The organism is Bacillota bacterium, assembly GCA_018333655.1.
Classification (GTDB): domain Bacteria; phylum Bacillota; class UBA994; order UBA994; family UBA994; genus BS524.
Genome location: JAGXTJ010000036.1, coordinates 14,532 through 37,133, shown reverse-complemented (window position 1 = coordinate 37,133; position 22,602 = coordinate 14,532). Strand labels below are relative to the sequence as shown.

Genomic DNA, 22,602 nt, shown 5'->3' with positions numbered 1-22,602 from the left:
CAAGATGGTTAACGCACTTGACGTGCTGCGCGAACGCGGCTTTGTCAAACAAATCACGCACGACGAGCCGCTAAGAAATTTACTCGGCCGCGAGGTCGTGACCGCCTATGTTGGCCTAGACCCGACAGCAGACAGCTTGCACATAGGGCACACTGTTCCCATTATGGCTGCCGCCCATTTGCAGCGTGCCGGACACCGACCAGTAGTTATACTGGGTGGGGGCACGGCCATGATTGGCGACCCAAGCGGCAAGACTGACCTGCGCCAGATGTTGACTGAGGCGCAAATTGAGGCTAATGTACGTGGCATACGCACACAGCTTGACCGCTTCCTAGACTTTACGGATGATAAGGCTCTTTGCTTAAACAATATGGCTTGGCTGCGAGACCTTAACTATATTGCTTTCTTGCGCGAAGTAGGAGTGCACTTCTCGGTCAACCGCATGCTAACGGCCGAGTGCTACAAAGGACGCCTCGATACCGGACTCTCTTTTATTGAATTTAACTACATGTTGCTGCAATCCTATGACTACCTCCACCTCTACCGAAACTTAGGCTGCAAACTCCAGATGGGCGGAGATGACCAGTGGTCTAATATTCTCGGCGGAGCAGACCTGGTTAGACGTGTAGAGCGTGACGAAGTCTACGGCATTACCTACCCCCTAGTGACGACCGCGAGCGGCAAGAAGATGGGTAAGACTGAAGAAGGCGCTATATGGCTCAATGCTACGCGCACTAGCCCCTATGATTTCTACCAGTACTGGCGTAACACCCACGATGCGGATGTGGCTAAGTTCTTGGCCTTCTTTACTTTTTTACCTATGGATGAAGTGCGTCGCCTAAGCGCTCTACAGGGACGCGACATCAACTTAGCAAAAAAAATACTGGCCTTTGAAGCTACCAGCATTGTACATGGCGCACAACTAGCCAAAGAGGCAGAACAAGCCGCCGAGGCCCTGTTCGAAGGCGGGCAGGACTTGTCGACCATACCTATGGCCACCATCGCTAAAGAGTGGCTCGAGAGGGGCGGCAGCGTGGTTGAGCTACTAGTGCAGACCGGTATTGTGCCTAGCAAAAGCGAAGGACGCCGCCTTATTCAAGGTGGCGGCCTACAAGTAAATCAAAAGCGCGTGGATAAAGATGACCTCGTGATTAATATGACCTTTGTGCGTGAGGGACGGATTGAGGTTCGCCGTGGCAAGAAACAATTTGTACATGTAAAGCCAGTATAGACCACGGTGCTCCCTCAAGGCGAGAGTCTAGCCCTGCCGGAAAAACTCTACGAAGGCGAGATCTTCACCCATAATGTTTAGCACCAAGTCGCGCCGCCGAGAAAATAAATGCTTAGCATAGAAAGCGACGGCCATGTGGTCGTCTCTTTCGACAAGTGCCCACCATTTTGTCTCGGGGTAAGCCACCATGACCGTAGATAAGAGCATTTTACCCACACCCTGCCGCTGACACTCCGGCAGAACATAGAGGCGCGTCACTTCTAGCCCACTCTTATCTATCATCGGCACAACCTGAACAAAGCCCACCACTTGCAGACCGACAGTGGCCACCCATAGGCCGCCGGGCTTTAACTCCAGGGCTTTCGCGAGAGCCTCATAACTGTAAAACTGGTCGAGAAAATGGCTGCGCGTCTCTGGTCGCATGATATCCTTGTAGGTGTACTCCCATGCTACGCGCGCCACGGCTTGAATGGCCGGTATATCGGCCTTAGTCCCTTTACGAATCAAAACATTACCCCTCCTACGACAGTGCCCTTGTATTTCAGTATTCATTGTGGCAAGAAGAATTCCTGCCGGGGCGGATGTTTCTTTTTCACTTCGCACTTTGTCTGGTAAACGCAGAACTTTTGGCCTCTCAGCACGTAGTAAGTAGTAGTAAAGGGGGAATTTTAGTGTTACATTTTCAGCAAATTTCTAAGTCCTACCAAAAGGGAAAGGTCAAGGCAGTGGATGCACTGACCCTCGAAGTGAAGAGAGGGGAGATTTTCGGCTTTCTCGGTCCTAATGGCGCGGGCAAGACGACGTCTATCAAGATGGTAGTGGGGCTACTGCGCCAGGACCAAGGCCATATTACCGTTAACGGGTATGATACCTTAGTCGACCCACAGAAGACTAAGGCGAGCATCGGCTTTGTTCCGGACAACCCAGATCTCTATGATAAACTCACTGGCATGGAATACATCAACTTTATCGCGGATATCTACAAGGTAAGTAGCGCCACGAGGCAAAGGCGCCTCGAGCGCTTAATTGACATTTTCGAGATAGCGGGTGCCATGGGCGACCTAATCGGCAGCTTTTCACATGGCATGAAGCAAAAATTGGCCTTGACGGCGGCCCTCATTCATGAGCCCCCGCTCTTGATTCTCGACGAGCCTATGGTCGGGCTAGACCCACGCTCCGCCCATCTCTTTAAAGAACTCATGAACGAACACTGTAGCCAGGGAAGGACCGTCTTTTTCTCGACCCATATTCTAGATGTAGCCGAGCGTTTGTGTCACCGCGTGGGTATCATTAAGAAAGGGCAGCTCATTTCTTGTGGCACGATGGCGGAGCTTCGTCAAACTTCTGACCAAAATTCTTCGCTGGAAAGTATCTTCTTGGAGTTGACCAAGCAATGAGTACCCTCATGAGCCTCTTTCGCCTGTCTTTCCGCAATTACTTTGGGCTAAGTGCCATGCGCGTCAAATATCTACACAAGCGCGAGAAACTTTGGGAACCCGCGCTAGTGGCCCTCGGCGTAGTGGCTGGTGGCCTGAGTTTTGGGAGCATGTTCTACTACTTAGCGCTCACCATGGTGCGGGGCAGTGCCATGCTCGGGCAAGCTGACTTTGTCTTGACGCAGTTCATATTGCTCTCACAAATCATGGCCTTTACCTTTGGCCTCTTTGCCATGATCTCTATTTTATACTTCTCTAACGACCTCGACATACTGGTACCTCTGCCACTTAAGGCTTGGCATATTCTGGCCACCAAGCTCTCCTTGGTCAACATCGTCGAGTATGCCCCCGTTGTAGTCATACTTGCACCCACACTGCTGGCCTACAATCAAGTTATACCGCTTGGTGTCCTAGGTTGGTTGACTGCTTTCGCGACGATGCTATTTCTACCCACCATACCTCTCGCACTTGCTGGTATCTTAGCTGTCACTGTTATGCGTGGCGTTAATAGGCGTCACCGCGATATCCTCATGGTAATCGCAAGCATCGCGCTACTCAGCTTAATTTTATACCTGCAATACCACTTTACCGCGAGTATGACCGGGCAGATATCGGCAGAAGACCTGGTTATGAATCGCCTTGACTTTGTGGAGTTCGTCGGGGCATCGTTTCCTCCCGCCATCTGGGCGACTAGGGCTGTAGCACAGCACGGCACAGCAAGGGGCATGCTCAATTTAGCCTACCTCATCCTGTCTTCGGCGGCGGCAGTGGGCGCTTTTATGGCGGTGGGACAAAGGGTATTTTACGGCGGGCTGGTAGGTGGGAGCGAAAGAACCCGCCGCGGCGCGCTCTACACCAAACAGATCATTGCCCGCCACGCGGTAGAGAGCACTGCCTTGTCGGCGCTGCTTAGCCGAGAGCTCAAGCTCTTTATGCGCATGCCCATCTGGGTCATGAATGGTTTTATCACCATAGTTCTCTTCACGCTTATGGCCTTTTTTCCCACTTTTTTCGGAGTGCAGGGGGCAGGCATGACGCAAGTAGCCGAAATGGCGCGCAATCACCCCCATGGTTTAGCCATGGCCACCCTAGTTGTGGCGGCTGCCATCGCCTTTATGACGAGCCTGAACACCCTCGCTAGTACAGCCATAAGCCGCGAGGGGAAGTATCTGTGGATCTCTAAGACTCTTCCGGTTTCTGCTAAGAAGCAGCTAACGGCCAAACTAATCTTCGCCCTTGGCGCAGCCATACCAAGTAGCATCCCCCTAGTGGGTGTCTACGCTTTTCTCTTTCAGCCAGGGGCAGCACATTTGGCCACAGCCTATATTCTCGGCATAACTGCTGGTTTCACACCACAAGTCCTAGGTTTGTGGTTTGATATATGGCGGCCGTTCTTAACGTGGACTAACCCCCAACACGCCGTAAAAAATAATCTCAATGCCGTTAGTCCCATGCTCTTTGGAGCCGCACTAGGTTTTGTGAGCTTTCTGGCGTACAGGCAACTAATCGCCCAGGGAACCTGGACCACCCTGCTCGTGCTACTCCTTACGCACAGTGCTCTAGCCATTCTTGCCACCGTCTTACTTCTAGGCCGCGCCGAAGCATTGTACTCACGCCTTGAAGTGAAAGGCTAGTTTCGTGACGACAGAGCATGTCTTCACCCACACCGTGCATCCAGAAGACGACCATAAGAAGATTAGTCAGGTGCTTGCCTTGCGCCTCGGCATGTCGCGAAAGACGCTTCTACGACTGAGACGCAGCGGCGAAGTACGGCAAAATGGCGTGCTCGTGTACATGCGCGAGACAGTTCGCGCAGGAGACCAACTGATTTTGGTGCTTCGCGAGGAAAGAGAGCAGTCGCTTCTGCCCCAAAGCATGCCGCTTGACATTGCCTACGAAGACGAACACCTCGTGGTAGTCAACAAACCGGCCTTTATGGTTGTTCATCCCACTAAAGGCTACCTGGATGGCACTCTGGCCAATGCCCTGCTAGCTTACTATCAGGGGCGCGGGCAGGAGTTTATCATCCGCCCTGTGCATCGCCTCGACCGGGACACCTCAGGGCTACTGCTCATCGCCAAAAATCCCCATGTGCAAGCCCGACTTACCGAGCAACACCATACCGGGGAGTGGCAAAAGAGCTACTTGGCCGTGGTGAGCGGAGTGCTGCCAGAAGCAAAGGGCCGCATCAGTGCCCCCATTAAGCGAGTGGGCAATGGCAGCCGCGCGCGGGTCATCTCCCCTCTGGGGCAAGACGCCCTCACTTTGTGGGAGAGGTTGTCGGTGGGTACCGATACTACCCTAGTAAAGGCCACGCTAGTCACAGGTCGCACGCATCAAATAAGAGTGCACTTTGCCCACCTCGGGCATCCCCTAGTGGGCGACGAAGTCTACGGCACAGCTTCTCCGTTTATCGCGAGGCAGGCCCTACACGCCGCTTGGCTGTCCTTTAGGCACCCAGAGAGAGGCGAGCAAATCTCGCTCTTCGCCCCGCCACCTGCGGATTTTGCGGCGCTGCTCACTCCTTAACAAGGCGCTTTCTTCTAGTTATCGTCCTGTAGTTAACAGACTTGAGCCGCCCTTGTTGTAGCAGCAGGGTCTCTAATTTCTTGTAGATTTCATCCGTTATGATCTCAGTCTTAAGGTTCACAATATAGTCATTCTCAGCACGACGTCTATCTTGCTTCTCTTGCCTGTTTTGACTCATCATAATAAGCGGCGCCTGAATAGCGGCTAGACAAGAAAGCGCTAGATTGAGCAAAATAAAGGGGTAGGGATCATAGGCTGCATCTCCCCTCATTACATTCCATGTTATCCAGCTAAGCAAGAAACCAGCAAAGAGACCGACAAAGAACCAACTGCCTATAAAATTAGTAATGCGATCGGAGGCGCGCTGGCCTACAGTAGCCTCCTCCTGGCCGGTAGTATCGTTGGCAACGCGTTGTTCTAGCAGCAGGCGCAAAACTTCCTTATCGGAGCGGTCGTTGTCAATGTCGCTCATGATTTTCTTTACTAGCTCGCTATCGCTCATTTTGCGTACCTCCTTTGGGTTATGCGGGCCCATTAGCCTCTTTCCTCTCCCCACAGTGGCATGATATACTAAGTGCATACTAATCATACAGTAATAAGAGAAAGGAGACTTTAGCATGGGTAAAGAGAAGGTTGTCAAGAAAGAAACGAAGAAACCAAAACAAGAAAAGACAAAAAAAGAGAAGAAGGTCTACTAATTTAGCGACTAGGGCAACCTAGTCCTTTTTTAGCTAAAGGGGGTAGTGATATGCTTAATTCACGGCCTTTTCGCCTCGCGGTCTGGGTATTGCTACTGCTCCTTATTGCTCTCGTGGGTAGCAGGGTGCCCTTTCTTTTCCGTCCGCTTGGTATGGTGATGAGTGCTGTGTTTGTCCCCGTGGTCTTGTCCGGGCTACTTTACTACTGGCTGAGTCCGGTAGTAAAGTACTTGTGCAGGCTACGTCTGCCGCAGAGCCTCGCCATCGTCATTGTCTATGGAGTAATTCTTGGTGCCCTTGGCGTTCTCATAGCCACCACAGGCACACCCTTAGAGCGGCAGTTAACGAGCATGGTGAACAACGCACCTCGACTCATGGAGATCTTGCGGTTAAGGCTCTTGGCGCTAGAAGAAAACGAATGGATAGTGCGCCTCTTTGGTCCGGAGGCACTAGCCTTAGACGGTCTGGCCGACCAAGTTACGGCCTTAGTTAGCTCGCTACTGGCCACCCTCGGCCAGAACATTACCCACTTAATCGGCATGACCACCACTGTGTTAACCTTGCTTTTTCTCGTGCCGTTTATTCTCTTCTACATGCTCCTCGATGGTGAGAAATTAGCGCCGGCGCTTGTCGACTACCTCCTACCCGCCCGCCTACATGTGGAAGGTAAAAAGATTCTGCGCGAGATGGACCGAGCACTCAGTCAGTACATACAAGGGCAGGCCGTAATCTGCATCGTAGTAGGAATACTCGCCTTTGTCGGCTTCTTAGTGATTGGCATGGAGTATGCGCTCCTGTTGGCTGTTGTAGTAGCCATAACCAACGTCGTCCCTTATGTGGGGCCAATCGTGGGTACAATTCCGGTCTTGATCGTGGGTCTAGTCCAGTCCCCGAGCATGGCGTGGCTAGGGCTAATCGTGATGCTAGTCGTGCAACAGCTCGAAAGTCTCGTTCTCTCACCGCGCATCATGAGCAAGAAACTGGGCAGTCATCCTGTGGTAATCCTTTTCGTCATGCTAATCGCAGGGAGCTTGTTTGGTTTTTGGGGCATTTTTCTCGCCGTCCCGACGTTCGCCGTGCTAAAGGTGACGATCGCACATCTGTATAGTCTTTTCCTACTCTACTTGCATCCCTAAGTGCCAAGGCTAATGGCGGCACCTAGCGCAAAGAAGTAGAGATACTGTTCTGCGACCTTCTGCCCGAGGATGGCTTCAATGGCCTGCGCGTAGATGGCGACTTGCCCCCGGTACTTATCGACGATAAGGCTCTTGGTCTCTTCACTTACCCGGTCCGACTTAAAATCAACGAGTACTAGTTGGCCCCCGCTCATAAACAGACAATCGATAACACCCTGAATGTAGATGTATTCACCTTCTACACCGGGGTGTATTTTGCTGGCGTCACAACGCAGCCCAAACGGAACTTCTCGCCAGACCTGTTCTGCGGCCAGCAAGCGCTCGCCTAAGTTGCTGCCAAAAAACCCTAGGACTCGCTCTAAGTCGACGCTCTCTGCCTCGACTACTGTCAACAGCTTCTTTTCCAGCATGGAGTCCAGTTGTTGCTCTAAGTTCTCCCTCGTTACTCTTTGCCCCAAATCGACATGCTGCATAAACATATGTAGTGCCGAGCCAATCTCGGCCTGGCTTAGTCGGGCACCGCGCTGCCTAGTTAGAGGCCTCGGTGCTTTAAGGGGGGTCATTGCTAAGTCATCTGGCGGGGCGAGCCGGCGTTTTAGTTCCGAGACAGAGCTTTTTACCGGGGTGGTGGTACTAGCAGCATGCTCGTAGACCCAGGCTAAGCGGCGGAGAACTTGTTCGCCATGGCCTTGGTCGGGTAACGGTAGCCCCTCTTTCACCGCCAAAAGTTCCTCCCTGTAGTCGTAGGAAGACGTAGCGCTAGTAGACACTGCCTCTTTTCCGATAATACTGAAGCGAATGTTGCTGCTCGATTGTCGTATGCAAGCCGGACCAAGCCAATCGAGAAAAGTGCGCCCCTCGGCGACTTGCCACACGGGTAATTGTGCGGCATCTACCTGGCCCTGCCAGGTGGCCAGTTTGTCTGCTAGTTTGGCCACTGACCCCGCCAAAATGAGCCTTTCTTTCGCTCGCGTAAGGGCCACGTAGAGAATACGCATCTCTTCTGACAGCAATTCGTTCTGTAGGCGGTGCTTCAAGGCGTGATAGACCCCTGTGGGGTACTTGCAGCGCGTATCTAGATCGACAGCACGTAGGCCGAGACCTAGGTCGCGCTGAATGAGCATGGGGCCAGCAAAGTCCGTCATGTTAAATTTGCGCCCGAGACCAGCCACTATCACCACCGGGAACTCGAGACCCTTGCTTTTGTGTATGCTCATAACGCGCACCACATCTTCGCTCTCGCTAAGGGCAGGCGCCTGCCCCATGTCTTTCTCTTCTTCCTGCAGCCGCTCTATGAAATGCAAGAATCTAAAAAGCCCCTTAAAAGACGTAGCCTCATACTGACAGGCACGATCATAGAGCGCCCGCAGATTCGCTTGACGCTGTGTGCCGCTCTGCAGGGCTCCGACGTAGTTAAAGTAGCCAGTGTCGCGGTAGAGCCGCCATATGAGCTCAGGCAGACTACCACGCACGGCCAACTTACGCCAGACGGCCAATTGAGCCAGGAAGCGAGATAGTTTTTCTCCCAGGGCATCGCCACCTTGACTGGCCTTTTGCACCGCGGTGGCAAAAGTTCTTTGGGGTTCCGCCAGGCGAATAGCGGCCAACTCGCTGCCCGAAAGCCCTACACAGGGCGAACGTAGTACCGCCGCGAGCGGAATGTCCTGCTCGGGGTTGTCGACAACCTTGAGCAGACTTAACATCACGGCGATTTCGGTCGTGGCGAAATACCCGGTGCCCACCTCTACGTAGGCGGGCAGCGACATCTGACGAAATACTTCTGCGAACACCTCGCCATAACCCTTGGTCGCTCTAAGGAGCACCACTACATCGCGAAAGATAAGTGGGCGCATCTGGCCCGCGGCCTTGTCCCAAACCTGGCACTTACCGCCCTGCACCATCGCGGCGATTTTCTTGCCTATGGCGCGCGCTTCCTTGGTAGGTGTATCGAGATCATCCTCATCTTCATCTTCCGTGGGGTCGCTAGCACTCGTATCTAGTAGCAGTAATTCTACGGCCGGGTCTTCAAGGAGAGGGGGGTAAGACGCCGCGGGAATGAGGGCCGCAGAGTGGTCATAAGCAATTTCACCGATGGTCGGGGACATCAGCTGGCCGAAAATATAGTTGACAGCCGAGATGATGTGGGGGCGACTGCGAAAATTGCTGGCTAGGTGAATTCTCTGCCCGAGCGGCGAATCATCGGTATACGCCGCATATTTTTCGAGGAAAAGGCGCGGTTCGGCGAGGCGGAACCGGTAAATGCTTTGCTTTACATCCCCCACCATCACCAAGTTGGTCCCCGAACTTACGAGTGAAAGTATCTTTTCTTGCACGCCATTTATGTCTTGATACTCATCTACTAAAATTTCCTTAAAGCGCACTTGCAAATCAGCTTGCACAGGGCTACCCTCTGCCGACAAAATAGCCAGTGCCATGTGTTCGAGGTCGCTAAAATCAACCAGGTTCTTGGCTCGCTTGGCTTTTTGGTACTCGGCTTGAAACTCGGCGACGAGCTGACAAATCTCTTCCACCATGGCCCTAGTTACTTTTAGGCTGTGTCGCACTTCGTCCGCACTTTGCGCCAGTAGTCCCTCGATAAGATCCTTCTTGACAATCTTTTTACACCGGTCGCGAAAGAGTACGGCACGATCCTTGTGTTCTTTCGCGCCCCCCCGCGCCGCTGGGAGCCGACAGAACTCCACTTGCGCTACTCTACTGCGCAACTCGTCCCAAGTTAGGCTAGGCAGCTCACTCTGAATGCTCTGCAGACTGCTCTTTTCGGCAGCCAGAGTATCACTGTACGCGAACGGCCCATCGGGCAGGGCGGCTAGGGTCTGTGCCATACTGAGGCTACTGATCGCAGCCTGCAGGCGGTCAGCGATGGCGTGCCTTAGCTCGGCGTACCAGGCATGCCGCGTGTAACTCTCGCCATCATCACCGCACTCATAGTTCTTGGTCAAGCCCTCGAGCCATTGCGAAGGATCGGCCTGGCTACGACTATATTCTGCCAAACCAAGCACTAGCTTACTAAGCCCAGCGTCGTCATGTTTGCCGCCGAAGCCTTCGACTAGCAGAGCAAAGCTCTCGCTCAGCGTATCGTAATGCCCCTCAAACACCTTCTCGACTACGTCCGCCCTGATCAAAGCCCCTTCAATCTCGTCGGCAATCTTGAAGGCCGGGTTAAGCTCTAGGCGGTAAAAGTGCTGCCGCAAAATATCCAAGCAAAAAGAGTGTAGAGTGCTGATGGAGGCTTTATTTAAGAGGAGCTGCTGCCGCCGCAAATTAGGCAGAGTAGGATTTTGTACCGCCAGGCGGGCTAGTGCCTCGCCAATGCGCGCCCTCATTTCGTTAGCCGCAGCATTAGTAAAGGTCACTACCAGGAAATTATCGATGTCGATAGGGTCTTTCGCGTCGGTCAAACGCGCTAGAATGCGCTCCACTAGCACCGCCGTCTTACCGGCGCCCGCTCCTGCCGCCACTAAGAGATTACTGCCGCGCTTCTCAATAGCTTCTCTCTGCTCGCTAGTCCACATCTTTATCATCACCGCTCTCTGCAACTCCTAAAGCAGCCCACACTTCGTCAGCCTTCATTTTTGGCAGCTCCCGATAGCGATTGCCGAGCAGAAGCGGGTCAAATTGACATACTGCCTTGTATTCACAGTACTTGCAGGCCGTCTCTTTAGCCAGAATGCTGGGTGCAATGCTGATGTCGCCGCTCGTAATGGCTTGCCCGGCCTGTCTTAAAACGGCCTCAAGATGCCCGCGCATGGCACTTAACTGCTCGGCAGACCATACCTCTGCCGTTTTCTTGATCGACCCGTCCTTAGCACTTAGCGCCACTGGTACTAGGGCGGACTTCTGGCCGATATTGCTATCCATAAGGGGTATGGCCTCTTTGTCGGCCACCACCATGCCCGTAGTGCGGAAAGCGAGCAAGAGCTGTTCCTCTGCTTCTTCCTTGCTGAGAGGGCGATTGGCTGAAATTAGAGGGTCATGCACTTGAAAGTAGAGCGCTCCTGCTGGTTTTACTTCGCTTCCCGTCAGTTGTAGACCCGAGCGCAAAGCTACCTCAAGGTAGGTCAAAAGCTGTAGGCGCAAACCATGGTAAACCTCAAGAGGGGTCAATTTGTTAGATCCGGACTTAAAATCTATAATGCGGATAAAGGCCCCCTCTTTGCCGCTCGCGGTGTCCACGCGGTCGATACGACCGGTAAGTTCCATCTGCGTACCATCGGCCAGGGTAAGAGTAAGGGCAGGTAGAGTTCCCCCATGGCCAAAGCCAAGCTCCGCCTTAAGAGGTATAAAACGGCCTTGTCTGGCATGACGAGCCAAGACGAGTGCGGAGCGCTCCACCACCCTTTGCAGCTTTCGTGCTAAGTAGCTGTGGCGCTTGGTGCTAGTAAGAATATTATCCTGAATTATCGGTTGCAGGTTAGTAGCGAGCTCCGTACTTATGTCCCGGCAGCTCTGTTCATCGAGGTCTGCCCATGCTATATGGCGTTCTGCTAGTTTGTCACCAAACTTCTCTAGTGCGAGATGATAAAAGTTGCCTATGTCGACAGCTGCTAATTTATATATTTTGCGCTCGCGCAATTTAAGGGTAAAGGCAGAAAAGTAGGCGAAGGGGCAGGCATTAAACTTCTCGAGGCGCGAGACACTGCCCCGCCATACACGTCGCGCAGCACCTCGCGCAAATTCAGGCGCTAGTGGAGGCTCGGCATTAGTGTAGAACAAGGCCTGTGCTACTTGCTCTGTCTCCCTTCTCCACTCGGCAGAACAGAGCAGATGACTGTACACGTCCCACCAGAGAGGAGAAATGAAATGGCCTGTTTTTGCTTGGCGCAAACTGATGCCTAGCGCTTGCAAGGTAGTGCGCGGATGGGACAGGCGCGCTAGCATGTCCTCGCTGTCCCTAGGCACTTCAATGGCCTCGGGCTGTACCCGCAAATCAGGGAACAAAGAGAGCAGAGTCTTTAGTTCAACTGCTGGCAGGAGGGTAGCACCCTTTTCATCCGCCACGGTGTAGCTAAGATAGAGGCCCCGCTTGGCGCGTGTAAGCGCCGTGTACAGGAGAAACTGCTCTTCATAGACCTTGCGGCGCGCTGTGCTGCCTAAGTCTAGGCCGAGCACGGCCAAACTCTCTTTTTCGCTGTCTGAAAACAGGCCCTGCAGAGGTGCTCGCGCTGGGAAGATGCCGTCGTTTAACCCTAGTACTAGGGAATACTCTACTTCTGGTGCGCGCGACCGGCCTGCCTCGACCACCACAACTTGATCTAGGCTAGGGGGAATGAGCCCAAGTCTCAGCCCCTCTAGCCCCGTTTCAAGGATGCCTGCGTATTCTGCTAGGGTAGTCTCACTAGTACCGAGGATTTCTTCTAGTTGTTCGAGCAAATCTAGCACCGCCCCGAGCACCTGGGTATGAAGCCGCGCCGCTAAAACATCATGCTCGGCCTCACTTTCTTCTGCCCATTTCTCTATGGTCTCGGCCACGCCTAGACGCTCGAGCAGGTCAAAGAGAGCCGCGTTAAAGTCGTGCACCGTCTTGCCCGCCACAATTTTGCTGTGGAGGTCGGCGAAATGAGGCACGATTTCTCTGCGCAGCGCGTTTAGTTCGTCGGCTAAGGGGTGCGGCTCCGAGGCATCATCAGGGACGCGGAACACCCAGTCTTCACCCGCTAGCCAGCGTGTCCCCCTAAAACCTGTAGCCAGAAGAAAGTTGTCTAGCTTGTCGATGGCGGCTATGTCTAAGCGAAAGAGCCCCCCCTTAAGACAGCGCATCACCGCCTCGTAGGGGAAGTTGTCTTCTACTAGGCTGAGGGCGGAGCGTAGCAAATCGAGCAGGGGATGATGCCTGATAGGGCGTTTTTGGTCGATAAAGATAGGAATACCATAGTCTCTAAAGGTCGTAGGCAGTAAACTCTCGTAAATGGCCAGGTCGCGCACCACGAGGCATATCTCCCGATACCGTACCCCCTGCTCACGACATAGTCGCACAATCTCCCGCGCGGCGGCATCGACTTCTAATCTGCGGGTCGTGGCAGCAATCACCTTTAGCCCTGTGGAGGGCACTCTAGCTAGAGAACGGTCATCTTCGCTAAAGAATTTTTCGATTCGCGTCAGGGCTGAGCCCTCTGCATAGCGATTTCTCGGCCCTAAGCGTAGAGGAGCATGAAATTCTGCCTGACGCGTCCTCGCTAGATGCCGCAATTTCTGCGCGGTATCCCAAGTAGGAAAGAAAAGATGGTCATCGGCAAGGTGCCGGTCATAAAGCTCGCCCGCCAAAGACAGGCTAACTTGTACCTCTGCCATAGCGATGAGTGTACTGAGTACGGCATATTCTTGGGGCATAAAGCCCGTAAAGCCATCCAACCATATGGATGCTCCTTGTATGTCACCAAAGTCACCTACATGCCTAGCCAGCCAAGCAATACTGTCCTCACTATCGAGAATCTGCTTATGATGCTGTGTGTCCTGCAGCTTGGCGTAAATTATGAGTATATCCCGCAATTTGTCGGCCACCGGTAGCGACAGGTGCGCCCCTTTGTGGTCGAGAAGTTCTCGCAGGTGCTTAGGCTCAATACACTGGCGTTTAAGCTGCAAAACAATCTCTACTAGTTGCGCGGCAAAACCCACCTGGCGCGTGGCGCGGGCAAAGGGCTTGAGCTCGCTCTTAGACTCCTCTATCACTTTACGCAGCAACATGGTGAGACCGAGTTCATTAATGGGCGTTAAGGCTGCACCGGCAACATGCTGCATAACTAAGTAGGCCAGACGCTGAAAGCTAACGACGCGCACCCGCATAATACCCCCAAGCCGCAGGCACAGTGCCTGCTCCGCCTGAAAAGTAGCCTGCTCTGGCACGAGCAGCCAGAGCGGTTGGCCAAAAGGATCGCGGCGCACCTCGGCTACGATTTCCTCAAGTATGGCCTGGGTTTTTCCACTGCCCGCCCCACCTATAATTAATCTAAGAGACACTGACTGGCTCCCTCCCCGCCTGTTATGCGGAACCTTGTGCTACACCCATATGAGTTCGCCCTACCTCCCCTGACATCCTGCTGCAACAGTTGTCGGTTGTACCTGCTCCCTACTCCGCTGTTTGGTATCTGCGTTTTAGTGCTAAAAGAGCCGAAAAATTGATGTTGATTACCGTGAAAAAATCGCTATTTTACGTTGTATTTTGCACCAACCTTGGATACAATCCTACTAGGAGGCGATACATTCATGTACAGAAAGGCAAGCGAGTATCTGAAACAGTGGAAAGAGAGCCCTTATCGCAAGCCACTTGTCATGCAGGGGGCCCGGCAAGTAGGAAAGACATATTCCCTTCTGCAATTCGGACGAGAACACTACGAAAATGTAGCCTACTTTAACTTTGAAACAACGCCGCAGCTCACTAAAACCTTTGCGGAAAGCATCGACCCCTTGTACCTCATCCCCCTACTTTCACGCTTGGCAGGCCAGACAATAATCCGCGAAAAGACCTTACTTGTCCTAGATGAGATTCAGCTCTGCGAGCGTGCGCTCACTTCTCTCAAATACTTCTGCGAGAGCGCTCCCGAATACCATGTCATCGCAGCAGGGAGCCTACTCGGCGTGGCAGTAAGCAGAGAGCATTACTCGTTTCCGGTCGGCAAAGTCGACCTCTACACCCTCCATCCCATGGACACGGAGGAATTCCTGCTAGCCTGCGGTGAAGAGGCTCTGGTGAAAATGATTCGTGAGTGTTTTAACAACAACGCCCCTATGCCCACTGCCCTACATGAAGCTGCCTTAGAACATTATCGTGTGTACTTAGTCGTCGGCGGCATGCCCGACTGCGTCAAACAATATTTAGAGACAAGAGATTTAAACCTCGTGCGCCATACACAAAAAAACATTCTTGCTAGCTATCTTAACGACATGAGTAAGTATAACGCGCCCAAGGAGATTGCGAAGACACGACTGGTCTATGACAACATTACAGTCCAACTTTCGAAGAGGAACACGCGCTTTCAGTACAAACTAATTAAGACAGGAGCGAGGGCTGCAGAGTTTGAGAATGCCATAGAGTGGCTAGCCTTGTCTGGCCTGGTGTCGCGCATCTACCGGGTGGACTCTCCTATGAAACCCCTTGAGAACTACAGAGATATCGATGCCTTTAAGACCTATGTATCCGATGTGGGTCTACTATGCGCCAAGAAAGATATTGTCCCGGCAGACGTCTTGCTGCTCTCCCATGAACTGAACGATTTCAAAGGCGGCTTGGCTGAGAACTATGTCTGTGCTCAGTTGAGTGTCAATGGCTATACTAGTTACTACTGGACTTCGGAGCGCGGAGCAGAAGTCGATTTTCTTATTCAGCGTGAAGGCAAGATTATTCCCGTTGAAGTAAAGTCTGCTGACAACACCAAATCCAAAAGTCTCAGCGTTTTCATGACAACATACAACCCTGACTACGCAGTAAAACTCTGCACTAGGAACTATGGCTATGAGGACAGGAAGAAGACTGTGCCGCTATACGCCACGTTTTGTCTCTAGGTACCTCCTAAAAAGAAAGGGCTGCATAATCTATCAACACATCATAGTGCCTGCGACAGATAATTCTAGAGTATAATGGAGCTACGATCGACTCGCATGCCGTGTATTCTAAGGAGGCGAATGAAATGAATGAAATCCGCGCCGACATTTACTATCTGGAAAACAGCGGTTTTGCGGTAGAGACTCCGGAGCATCTCTTGGTGTTTGACTATATCAGGGATGGCGGAGAGGTGAAGCTCGGTGAGAAGGTGCGCCACAAGAATACACTAGTGTTTGTCTCGCACGGCCACGCCGATCACTACAACCCGCATATTTGGAGCTGGCGCGAAGCAAACCCCAAGATACGCTACATACTGAGCTCTGATGTACAAGAGAACGGACCCGACATCTCGCGCATGTCACCGCTACAAAGGCTTAGTTTTGCGGACGCGGAAGTAGCCACTTATGACTCCACGGACCTAGGCGTTTCATTTGTGGTTACTACAGATGGGCTCACTATTTTCCATGCGGGCGACTTAAACTGGTGGCACTGGAAGGAAGAGTCCACCGCCGAGGAAGTGCGGCAGAGCGAAATTTTGTTTATGCAGGCCCTCGCCCCCTTAGTTGGCCAAGATATTGACATTGCCTTTTTCCCCGTTGACCCAAGACTAGGGAGTGAGTTTGCCCTCGGGCCACAGCGGTTTCTTGATCTTGTCAAGCCAAGGCTCTTTGTACCCATGCATTTTGGTGAAAACTACGCCGCAGTGCAGGGCTTTGCCACAGGTCTGCCGTCACTAGTTCCCCCTATTACCGCTATTACCCACCGTGGCCAGCAGCTAGTCTATAAAAAGAAAGGAGTTTAGACATGAAATTTACTTTTGCCCACAATGAGATTCATGTGCTCGACCTCACTCGCAGCCTAAAGTTTTACCAGGAGGCACTAGGACTAGAAGAGGTGCGGCGGCGTGAAGCTAAGGACGGCAGCTTTACCCTGGTTTTCTTGAGCGACGGAACTAGCGAGCACCGCCTAGAGCTCACCTGGATGAAAGACAGGGACAAACCCTACGACCTTGGCGAAAATGAGATGCACCTAGCCTTTAGAGTCGATGACTTTGAGGCCGCACATGCTTGGCACAAGGAAATGGGCTGTATCTGCTACGAAAACGTGGATATGGGCATCTACTTTATTGAAGACCCCGATGGATACTGGCTAGAGATACTACCCACGCGACGCTAAATTGGCCAACCTTAACCGCTGCAACCTGCTGGCCAGGCTGCAGCGGTTCGCTCTAATGTGATATATAATTGCGCAAATATGCTAGCCCATTGACAGATTAGAATAGTATTGTATAGTTAATTGGTGTATATCTGGCGAGGGGCGGGCTGCATTGTGAGCACAAGACACACTTACCACAACCTAACAGTACCGAAACTGATTGAGCACTCCCTGCTGCGCCGCGAGGGCATATTGTCGTCGACCGGCGCGCTAGCAGTTAACACCGGTAAGTATACCGGGCGCTCTCCGGAGGACCGCTTTATTGTGGATGAGCCCGCGGTGCGCGACAAAATCGACTGGGGAAAAACCAACAAGCCCTTTAACGAGCATAACTTTCAAGCTTTGTACAAGAAACTGACAGAGTTCATGAAGCAAAGGGATAACTTTGTTTTTGATGGCTTCGTCGGTGCAGAGGCCGAATATCGCCTTAAAGTGCGCGTTGTGACCACTCTTGCCTACCATAGCTTGTTTGCCACACAGATTTTTAGGCGCCCAGAAGAACACGAACTAGAGGGTTTCGCTCCCGACTTCACCGTTATTTCCTGCCCAAGCTTCAAGGCTGACCCGAAGCTTGACGGCACGAACTCCGAGGCTTTTGTTATAATTAGTTTTTCTCTAAAGGTGGTGCTCATTGGCGGCACTGAGTATGCGGGCGAGATAAAGAAATCTCTCTTCTCCGTGATGAACTACCTCTTACCAGAGCGCGATGTTTTGCCCATGCATTGTTCTGCCAATATTGGCCTGTACGATGATGTAGCGCTCTTCTTTGGCTTGTCTGGCACGGGCAAGACCACCCTCTCGGCCGACCCTGACCGCAAACTTATCGGGGATGATGAGCACGGGTGGAGCGACCAAGGCGTCTTCAACTTTGAAGGGGGCTGCTACGCCAAGTGCATTGGTTTGTCTAAAGAACATGAGCCGCAAATCTGGAATGCACTTACTTTTGGCTCCCTCTTAGAAAACGTAGTACTAGACTGCTCCACGCGTATGCCCGACTATGCCGATGACAGTCTGACGGAAAACACCCGCGCCTGCTACCCCGTGGAGTTTATCCCGAATGCCGCTCTCTGTGGTGTGGGCGGCAACCCACAGACGATTATCTTTCTCACCGCCGATGCCTTTGGTGTTCTACCGCCCGTCGCTCGTCTCACTAAAGAACAGGCCATGTACCACTTTATCTCTGGCTACACCAGCAAACTAGCCGGCACCGAGCGCGGCGTTACCACGCCCGAGGCCACCTTCTCGGCCTGCTTCGGCAGCCCCTTCATGCCTCTTCACCCCACGGTTTATGCGCATCTACTAGGTGAAAAACTTGATAGACATGGGGCGAGGGTTTTTCTCGTCAACACCGGCTGGGTGGGCGGCGGTTACGGCGAAGGTAAACGCATCTCTATCGCTCATACGCGCGCCATTATTACGGCCATACTAAACGGCGACCTAGATAAGTGTGCTTACCGCGAGGACGAGGTCTTTAGGCTCTTGGTGCCAGAGAGGGTGCCCGGCCTACCACCTGCCTTCCTTACTCCGCGCGAGGCCTGGGCCGACAAAGCGAAGTATGAGGCTACAGCGCTCCACTTGGCCGAGCGTTTTCGTGGCAACTTCAAGCAATTTGGTGCTCTCGCCATCGAGCTAGCCGCGGCAGGCCCCCTAGGGGACAGACCGTAGAAAACAGGTGCTTTCTCTTTCGCTAAGAGAAAGCACCTGCAGCGTTTTAGCCTCGCTCAGCGATCAGAGTATGATCCTAAGCCTAGAAATCGAAGAGGTCACCTAGGAGTGACTTGCGCCTACGTGGATTGCGATTCACATCATCGCGGTCGCCTCGGTCGTCACGGTCGTCGCGGTCACTGCGGGTGTCACGGTCACTGCGGGTGTCGCGGCTGTCGCGTACGTTCTCTACGCGGCGGTCGCGCTCTGGGGTCCTCTGTTCTAAGGACAACTCAATAATTTTGTCGAGTTCGCCGCGATCTAGCCATACGCCCCGGCATTTGGAGCAGTAATCTACCTCCACACCCTGCCGCTCGGTCATCTTTAGTTCCACATTAGCACAGACTGGGCACATCATTGTACTTCGCCTCCCTTTAGCTAAGTATTACCACACCGAGCGCCAAAATGCAATGGAGAGACACCTACAAGGCCTAACTCATCCTGAAAGTATACTATATAGCCCGTTATTGGAGCATGGTACTCCACTACCTGCAGCCCCCACCATCGCTCCTCAACAGCAAGCACCTCTCCCTGCTTCACATAATCACCTAAACGACGAAATACAGAACCGTTAAAGTGCCCGTACTCCATCTGCAAATGGATAAATTCTATGCCTTGACTAGTATAAACATCTAGCGCACTGATACGTTTACCCAACTCCTTTATTATGACTGTTTGGAAGGGCACCGGCCGTTCATACAGTAGCTGATTTACTGTGGCTACTTGAGTGAAGCGCGCTGGGATGGCTATGCCGATTGCAACCGCTGGCCAGATACTTAACGCAGAGCTTATAAAGACTGAACCGTCGATAGCAAACTGCTGCCCAGCACTAATCATCCAGCGCAGGGTAACATAGGCAAGGCCACAACCAAGCAAGGAACCAAACAAGGGAGGTAAAACTGCCTCGTAAAACAATAGGGTGACCATCTCCCAAGATCTTAAGCCCAAGGATTTTACTATGGCGAGCACCTTACGTTTCCCTAAAAAACTGAATACTGTTACTGCGAGAAACGCAATTGTTATAAAGAGAATGACTCCAAAACGCGCCCTAATCCCTGGGGAGTACACTGCATCAATGACCTCTTCCGCAGCAGAGCGCGTACTACCACTATATGCAATAATTCCTGCTGGATAGGTGCGCCGCAGGGAAGTAACTGCCGCAGATGCTGCTCCAGACTCATGACGATACAAGAAAACATTAGAGGCCAATGCATTTTTATCCCAAACAACTATTCGTTGCCCATAGATGGTGCCATCATGGACTTGGGCCACTGTGAACTGTGCATGCGCTCCTTTAGTAACGACAACCAGTTTGTCGCCAACTGCGAGATTATGCTCACTGGCCAAAACTTGCGGTACAAGCACTTCTGCACTGCCTATCCCTAAATTGAGGCCAGTATCCTGCGTCACCATAGCTACAGGCAAGCGGCCATGGCTTGTATCAACAACACCTGTCTGCCACGAACCGAGATACTGCAACGGCACAGTCCCAAGACCGCGAGACGGGCGCAACTTACTCGGGCCTCTCTGTGAGTCATTTAGCTCCACTCGTATAAAACTGTCTTGGAGTCCCCCATCCATCCTCACCTCTAGCAGATTGATTTCCCGCTGCAGGTAGGTGCCATAAATTACTAACAAGGCAACTGAAGCCGCAAATAAGCAGGTAATCGCCAACTGTATGCGCCAACTTTTTATAAAGATTCGCCGGGCTAGCTGTATCATTTTTCCTCAAGTACTCTTCCGTCAACCATACGAACAACCTTCTGGGCAATGCCCGCTACCGACGCATCGTGTGTAATTAACACAAAAGTTTGGCCATTCATCGCGTTGAACATCTTGAACAGATCAAGGACGTCGTTTTTGGAGCTACTATCTAAATTTCCCGTAGGCTCATCTGCCAGTACTAGTGCAGGGTTGTTGGCTAAGGCTCTGGAAATTGCGACACGCTGTTGTTCTCCCCCAGAGAGCTGAAGCGGAAGATGGTTCAATCTTTTTGTTAGACCCACTTGAGCCAACAATTCTGCGGCCCGTTTCTTCGCATTTAGGCGGCTCACGCCAATGAATGACATTGGCAGCATGACGTTCTCTATGGCTGTTAGGTGCGGAATAAGATTGAAAAACTGAAACACGTATCCTAGCTTCCTCCGTCGCAGCATGGCTAAGCCATCCTCAGAAAGCATACGAAAAGACTGTCTCTCTAAGAAGATGTCGCCGCTCATAGGGCGATCCAAGCCGCCAAGCAGGCTCAGCAAGGTGCTCTTGCCACAACCTGAGGGGCCTACAATTGCTACTATCTTTCCTGCAGGGATATAGAGCGATACATCTGAGACGGCGTAAATGGTCTCACCTAGACTAAAGGCCTTATTAAGGCGCTCAGTACGCATGATAATTTCATTCATTGCGAAGCACCTCCATCACCGTTAAGTTAGCCATACACGCTGCAGGAATCGCGCTAAATATCAGGGACACTAGTGTCGTGAGACTCATGACCGTGAGGAATTCCTTTGCTGTAGAGTATATGACAGACAATGCACCAGCTTGGTTGCCAAATTCGCGAATTGTAGCCAGTAATCGTATGAAGCTAAAGCCGAGAAGTGAACCTATCGAGGCCAAAAGAAAACCTTCAATTAAGACCATGCCGACAATGTCACTGCGTCGAGCTCCTAGCGTTTTAAGAATACCGATTTCCTTCTTTCTTTCTGCAACGCCTGAAAGCATCTGTCCAGCGAGAAGCATACCTGCGTTAGCAAAGAGAAGAAGGGAAACAGCCAATCCGAACTCAACAGGCACATGTTCGTGGGTGACGGCATCAGATGACACTTGCCATACATGTGACGGCAACGTGTAGAAATGATCAAGAAGGTTGTACCGCTCAACATGACGCGCCACCTCGGGAACCGTCTTAATGGTCAACTCAGGGAACGCTGACCGAAGTTGTGCTGCAATGACATTAAGCCGCGAGAGATTGTCTACCCTCAGGGATGCCGAAAGAACAGGATACGCCAAATTTTCCGCCTGTCTGTGCCAAATTTGTTCCCACGCGCTAGGGGCCAAGTAGATTTCTGCGCTATGTACATAGCCTTGTTCATATATGGGCTCGCCACCAACACCTGGCGGAAAGTATGACAGCTCCCTTGTAGGCCACTCGGCAATGCCAACAACCTTTGCAGCGTACTCCTGTGGAGCAGAACTGAAATCTACGAATGGTATCCCAGATGCGCCCACCCCGAACGCTGGCACCGTAACTGTCACAATATTCCCCAGGTTTGCTGGAATGCCACCATGAGCGTTCACGACAATCTCCAAAGACCCGTAATTGTGAGCATTCGCATGTGGAACTCTTCCCGTAACTAAGTGATTCTCCAGATCATTGTTTGTGACCTTGAGGGTGATATCTATCTGCCCAACGCGGCCCGGCATCAGCAAAGTTGGTTCTGCTGATTGGATTCCCGAAAAGGTGCGCAGGCGTCCTATTTGTTCGAGAGAAATGGGGACGTACGGATAAGCTTCATATGCCAGATATCCTGTGGCACCGAAGTGAGGATATAGCCTAAGTAACGAATTAAAGCCTGAATCATACAGTATGGCCTGTTTTATACGGCTGTTCACTTGATGAAGCATGGCAGCACCTACATAGGTTGGGGTAAAGACCAAGATATCGCCTTGATAATACGTACGATACTCAATATATGCCCTCCTTGCAATGCCTTGCGAGAGCGCCATACCACTCGTAACGACTGCCGCAGCGATAGCCATGGCAAAAATGGTGATTATAGTCCTAGTTAGTCGGTGACGCATACTGGAATACGCTAGTTTGATCAAAGAAAAGTACCTCCTCTGACCTTGTGGTACTTAATCGGAAGCTTGCATCCTAGGCTCCAAGCAGCCGTCGGCCCAATGGCTTCTGCTTTCCCACCACTTTCCCCTGACGTCGTCATGTGGCGACAGCAAGGCGGACATGACCAAGCTCCACTTGTCTCGTCTTTGCCGCTAGTGCCATTTTAAGCTCCACATTGCCGCGACACTGCCTTGTAACTTGCAATGCGATATTAGTCGATTGCATTATGGTCAATTGATTGAAAGCGCAGTTAACGAT

The 22,602-nt window shown here is 52.2% G+C and carries 17 protein-coding genes; 9 read left to right on the top strand and 8 right to left on the bottom strand.

Translation table 11 applies throughout. The annotated features are described in order from the left end of the window. Positions 1–4: 4 nt before the first annotated feature. Entirely contained in the window at positions 5–1,231 is a 1,227-nt protein-coding gene (locus KGZ92_07420; GenBank protein MBS3889104.1) for a tyrosine--tRNA ligase, read from the top strand. Positions 1,232–1,258: 27 nt separating this feature from the next. On the opposite strand, the gene KGZ92_07415 is transcribed toward KGZ92_07420, so the two are convergent. Next, positions 1,259–1,738: a GNAT family N-acetyltransferase gene (locus KGZ92_07415; protein ID MBS3889103.1), complete on the bottom strand. Its 480-nt coding sequence runs from the start codon at positions 1,736–1,738 to the stop codon at positions 1,259–1,261. A gap of 164 nt (positions 1,739–1,902) precedes the next feature. On the opposite strand from KGZ92_07415, the gene KGZ92_07410 reads away from it, so the two are divergent. The 3 genes from KGZ92_07410 to KGZ92_07400 are packed head-to-tail and all read left to right on the top strand — an operon-like array spanning position 1,903 to position 5,196. Then, positions 1,903–2,628 carry an ABC transporter ATP-binding protein gene (locus KGZ92_07410; GenBank protein ID MBS3889102.1) on the top strand — a complete coding sequence of 242 codons (726 nt, stop codon included), beginning with the start codon at positions 1,903–1,905 and terminating at the stop codon, positions 2,626–2,628. After that, the gene (locus KGZ92_07405) at positions 2,625–4,301 is read left to right on the top strand and encodes a hypothetical protein (GenBank protein MBS3889101.1); all 1,677 of its coding nucleotides are present in this window, start codon (positions 2,625–2,627) and stop codon (positions 4,299–4,301) included. The genes KGZ92_07410 and KGZ92_07405 overlap by 4 nt, the downstream gene beginning before the upstream one ends. Positions 4,302–4,305: 4 nt before the next feature. Beyond that, positions 4,306–5,196, top strand: coding sequence for an RluA family pseudouridine synthase (locus KGZ92_07400; GenBank protein ID MBS3889100.1), 891 nt, complete (start codon positions 4,306–4,308; stop codon positions 5,194–5,196). Here KGZ92_07400 and KGZ92_07395 read toward each other — a convergent pair. After that, on the bottom strand, positions 5,186–5,731 hold the full coding sequence (locus tag KGZ92_07395; GenBank protein MBS3889099.1) for a DUF1003 domain-containing protein: 546 nt from the start codon (positions 5,729–5,731) through the stop codon (positions 5,186–5,188). The genes KGZ92_07400 and KGZ92_07395 overlap by 11 nt on opposite strands. Before the next feature lie 213 nt (positions 5,732–5,944). Between KGZ92_07395 and KGZ92_07390 the strand changes: the two genes are divergently transcribed. After that, the gene (locus KGZ92_07390) at positions 5,945–7,030 is read left to right on the top strand and encodes an AI-2E family transporter (GenBank protein ID MBS3889098.1); all 1,086 of its coding nucleotides are present in this window, start codon (positions 5,945–5,947) and stop codon (positions 7,028–7,030) included. Here the strand turns inward: KGZ92_07390 and addA are convergent. After that, entirely contained in the window at positions 7,027–10,575 is a 3,549-nt protein-coding gene (gene addA, locus KGZ92_07385; protein ID MBS3889097.1) for a helicase-exonuclease AddAB subunit AddA, read from the bottom strand. The two genes, KGZ92_07390 and addA, sit on opposite strands and share 4 nt — an antisense overlap. Then, positions 10,553–14,005, bottom strand: a complete 3,453-nt coding sequence (addB, locus tag KGZ92_07380) for a helicase-exonuclease AddAB subunit AddB (GenBank protein MBS3889096.1) — start codon at positions 14,003–14,005, stop codon at positions 10,553–10,555. Before addB ends, addA begins: the two co-directional genes overlap by 23 nt. Positions 14,006–14,251: 246 nt before the next feature. Here addB and KGZ92_07375 point away from each other — a divergent pair, with 246 nt between their 5' ends. The 4 genes from KGZ92_07375 (at position 14,252) to pckA (ending at position 18,467) form a co-directional block, all read left to right on the top strand. Continuing rightward, positions 14,252–15,547, top strand: coding sequence for an ATP-binding protein (locus KGZ92_07375; GenBank protein MBS3889095.1), 1,296 nt, complete (start codon positions 14,252–14,254; stop codon positions 15,545–15,547). Between the two features lie 125 nt (positions 15,548–15,672). After that, a complete protein-coding gene (locus KGZ92_07370) occupies positions 15,673–16,389 on the top strand; it encodes an MBL fold metallo-hydrolase (protein MBS3889094.1) in 717 nt (238 codons plus the stop codon). A 2-nt stretch (positions 16,390–16,391) separates the two neighbouring features. Beyond that, entirely contained in the window at positions 16,392–16,763 is a 372-nt protein-coding gene (locus KGZ92_07365) for a VOC family protein (GenBank protein MBS3889093.1), read from the top strand. 120 nt (positions 16,764–16,883) lie between these two features. After that, on the top strand, positions 16,884–18,467 hold the full coding sequence (gene pckA, locus KGZ92_07360; GenBank protein ID MBS3889092.1) for a phosphoenolpyruvate carboxykinase (ATP): 1,584 nt from the start codon (positions 16,884–16,886) through the stop codon (positions 18,465–18,467). A gap of 82 nt (positions 18,468–18,549) precedes the next feature. Here the strand turns inward: pckA and KGZ92_07355 are convergent, their stop codons facing one another. The 4 genes from KGZ92_07355 to KGZ92_07340 are packed head-to-tail and all read right to left on the bottom strand — an operon-like array spanning position 18,550 to position 22,328. Further along, on the bottom strand, positions 18,550–18,864 hold the full coding sequence (locus KGZ92_07355) for a zf-TFIIB domain-containing protein (GenBank protein ID MBS3889091.1): 315 nt from the start codon (positions 18,862–18,864) through the stop codon (positions 18,550–18,552). A gap of 20 nt (positions 18,865–18,884) precedes the next feature. Next, positions 18,885–20,228 carry an ABC transporter permease gene (locus tag KGZ92_07350; GenBank protein ID MBS3889090.1) on the bottom strand — a complete coding sequence of 448 codons (1,344 nt, stop codon included), beginning with the start codon at positions 20,226–20,228 and terminating at the stop codon, positions 18,885–18,887. After that, positions 20,225–20,905 (bottom strand): ABC transporter ATP-binding protein, encoded by a 681-nt coding sequence (locus KGZ92_07345; protein MBS3889089.1) that lies wholly within the window; start codon positions 20,903–20,905, stop codon positions 20,225–20,227. Before KGZ92_07345 ends, KGZ92_07350 begins: the two co-directional genes overlap by 4 nt. Further along, entirely contained in the window at positions 20,898–22,328 is a 1,431-nt protein-coding gene (locus tag KGZ92_07340; protein ID MBS3889088.1) for an ABC transporter permease, read from the bottom strand. Before KGZ92_07340 ends, KGZ92_07345 begins: the two co-directional genes overlap by 8 nt. Between the last annotated feature and the right edge of the window lie 274 nt (positions 22,329–22,602).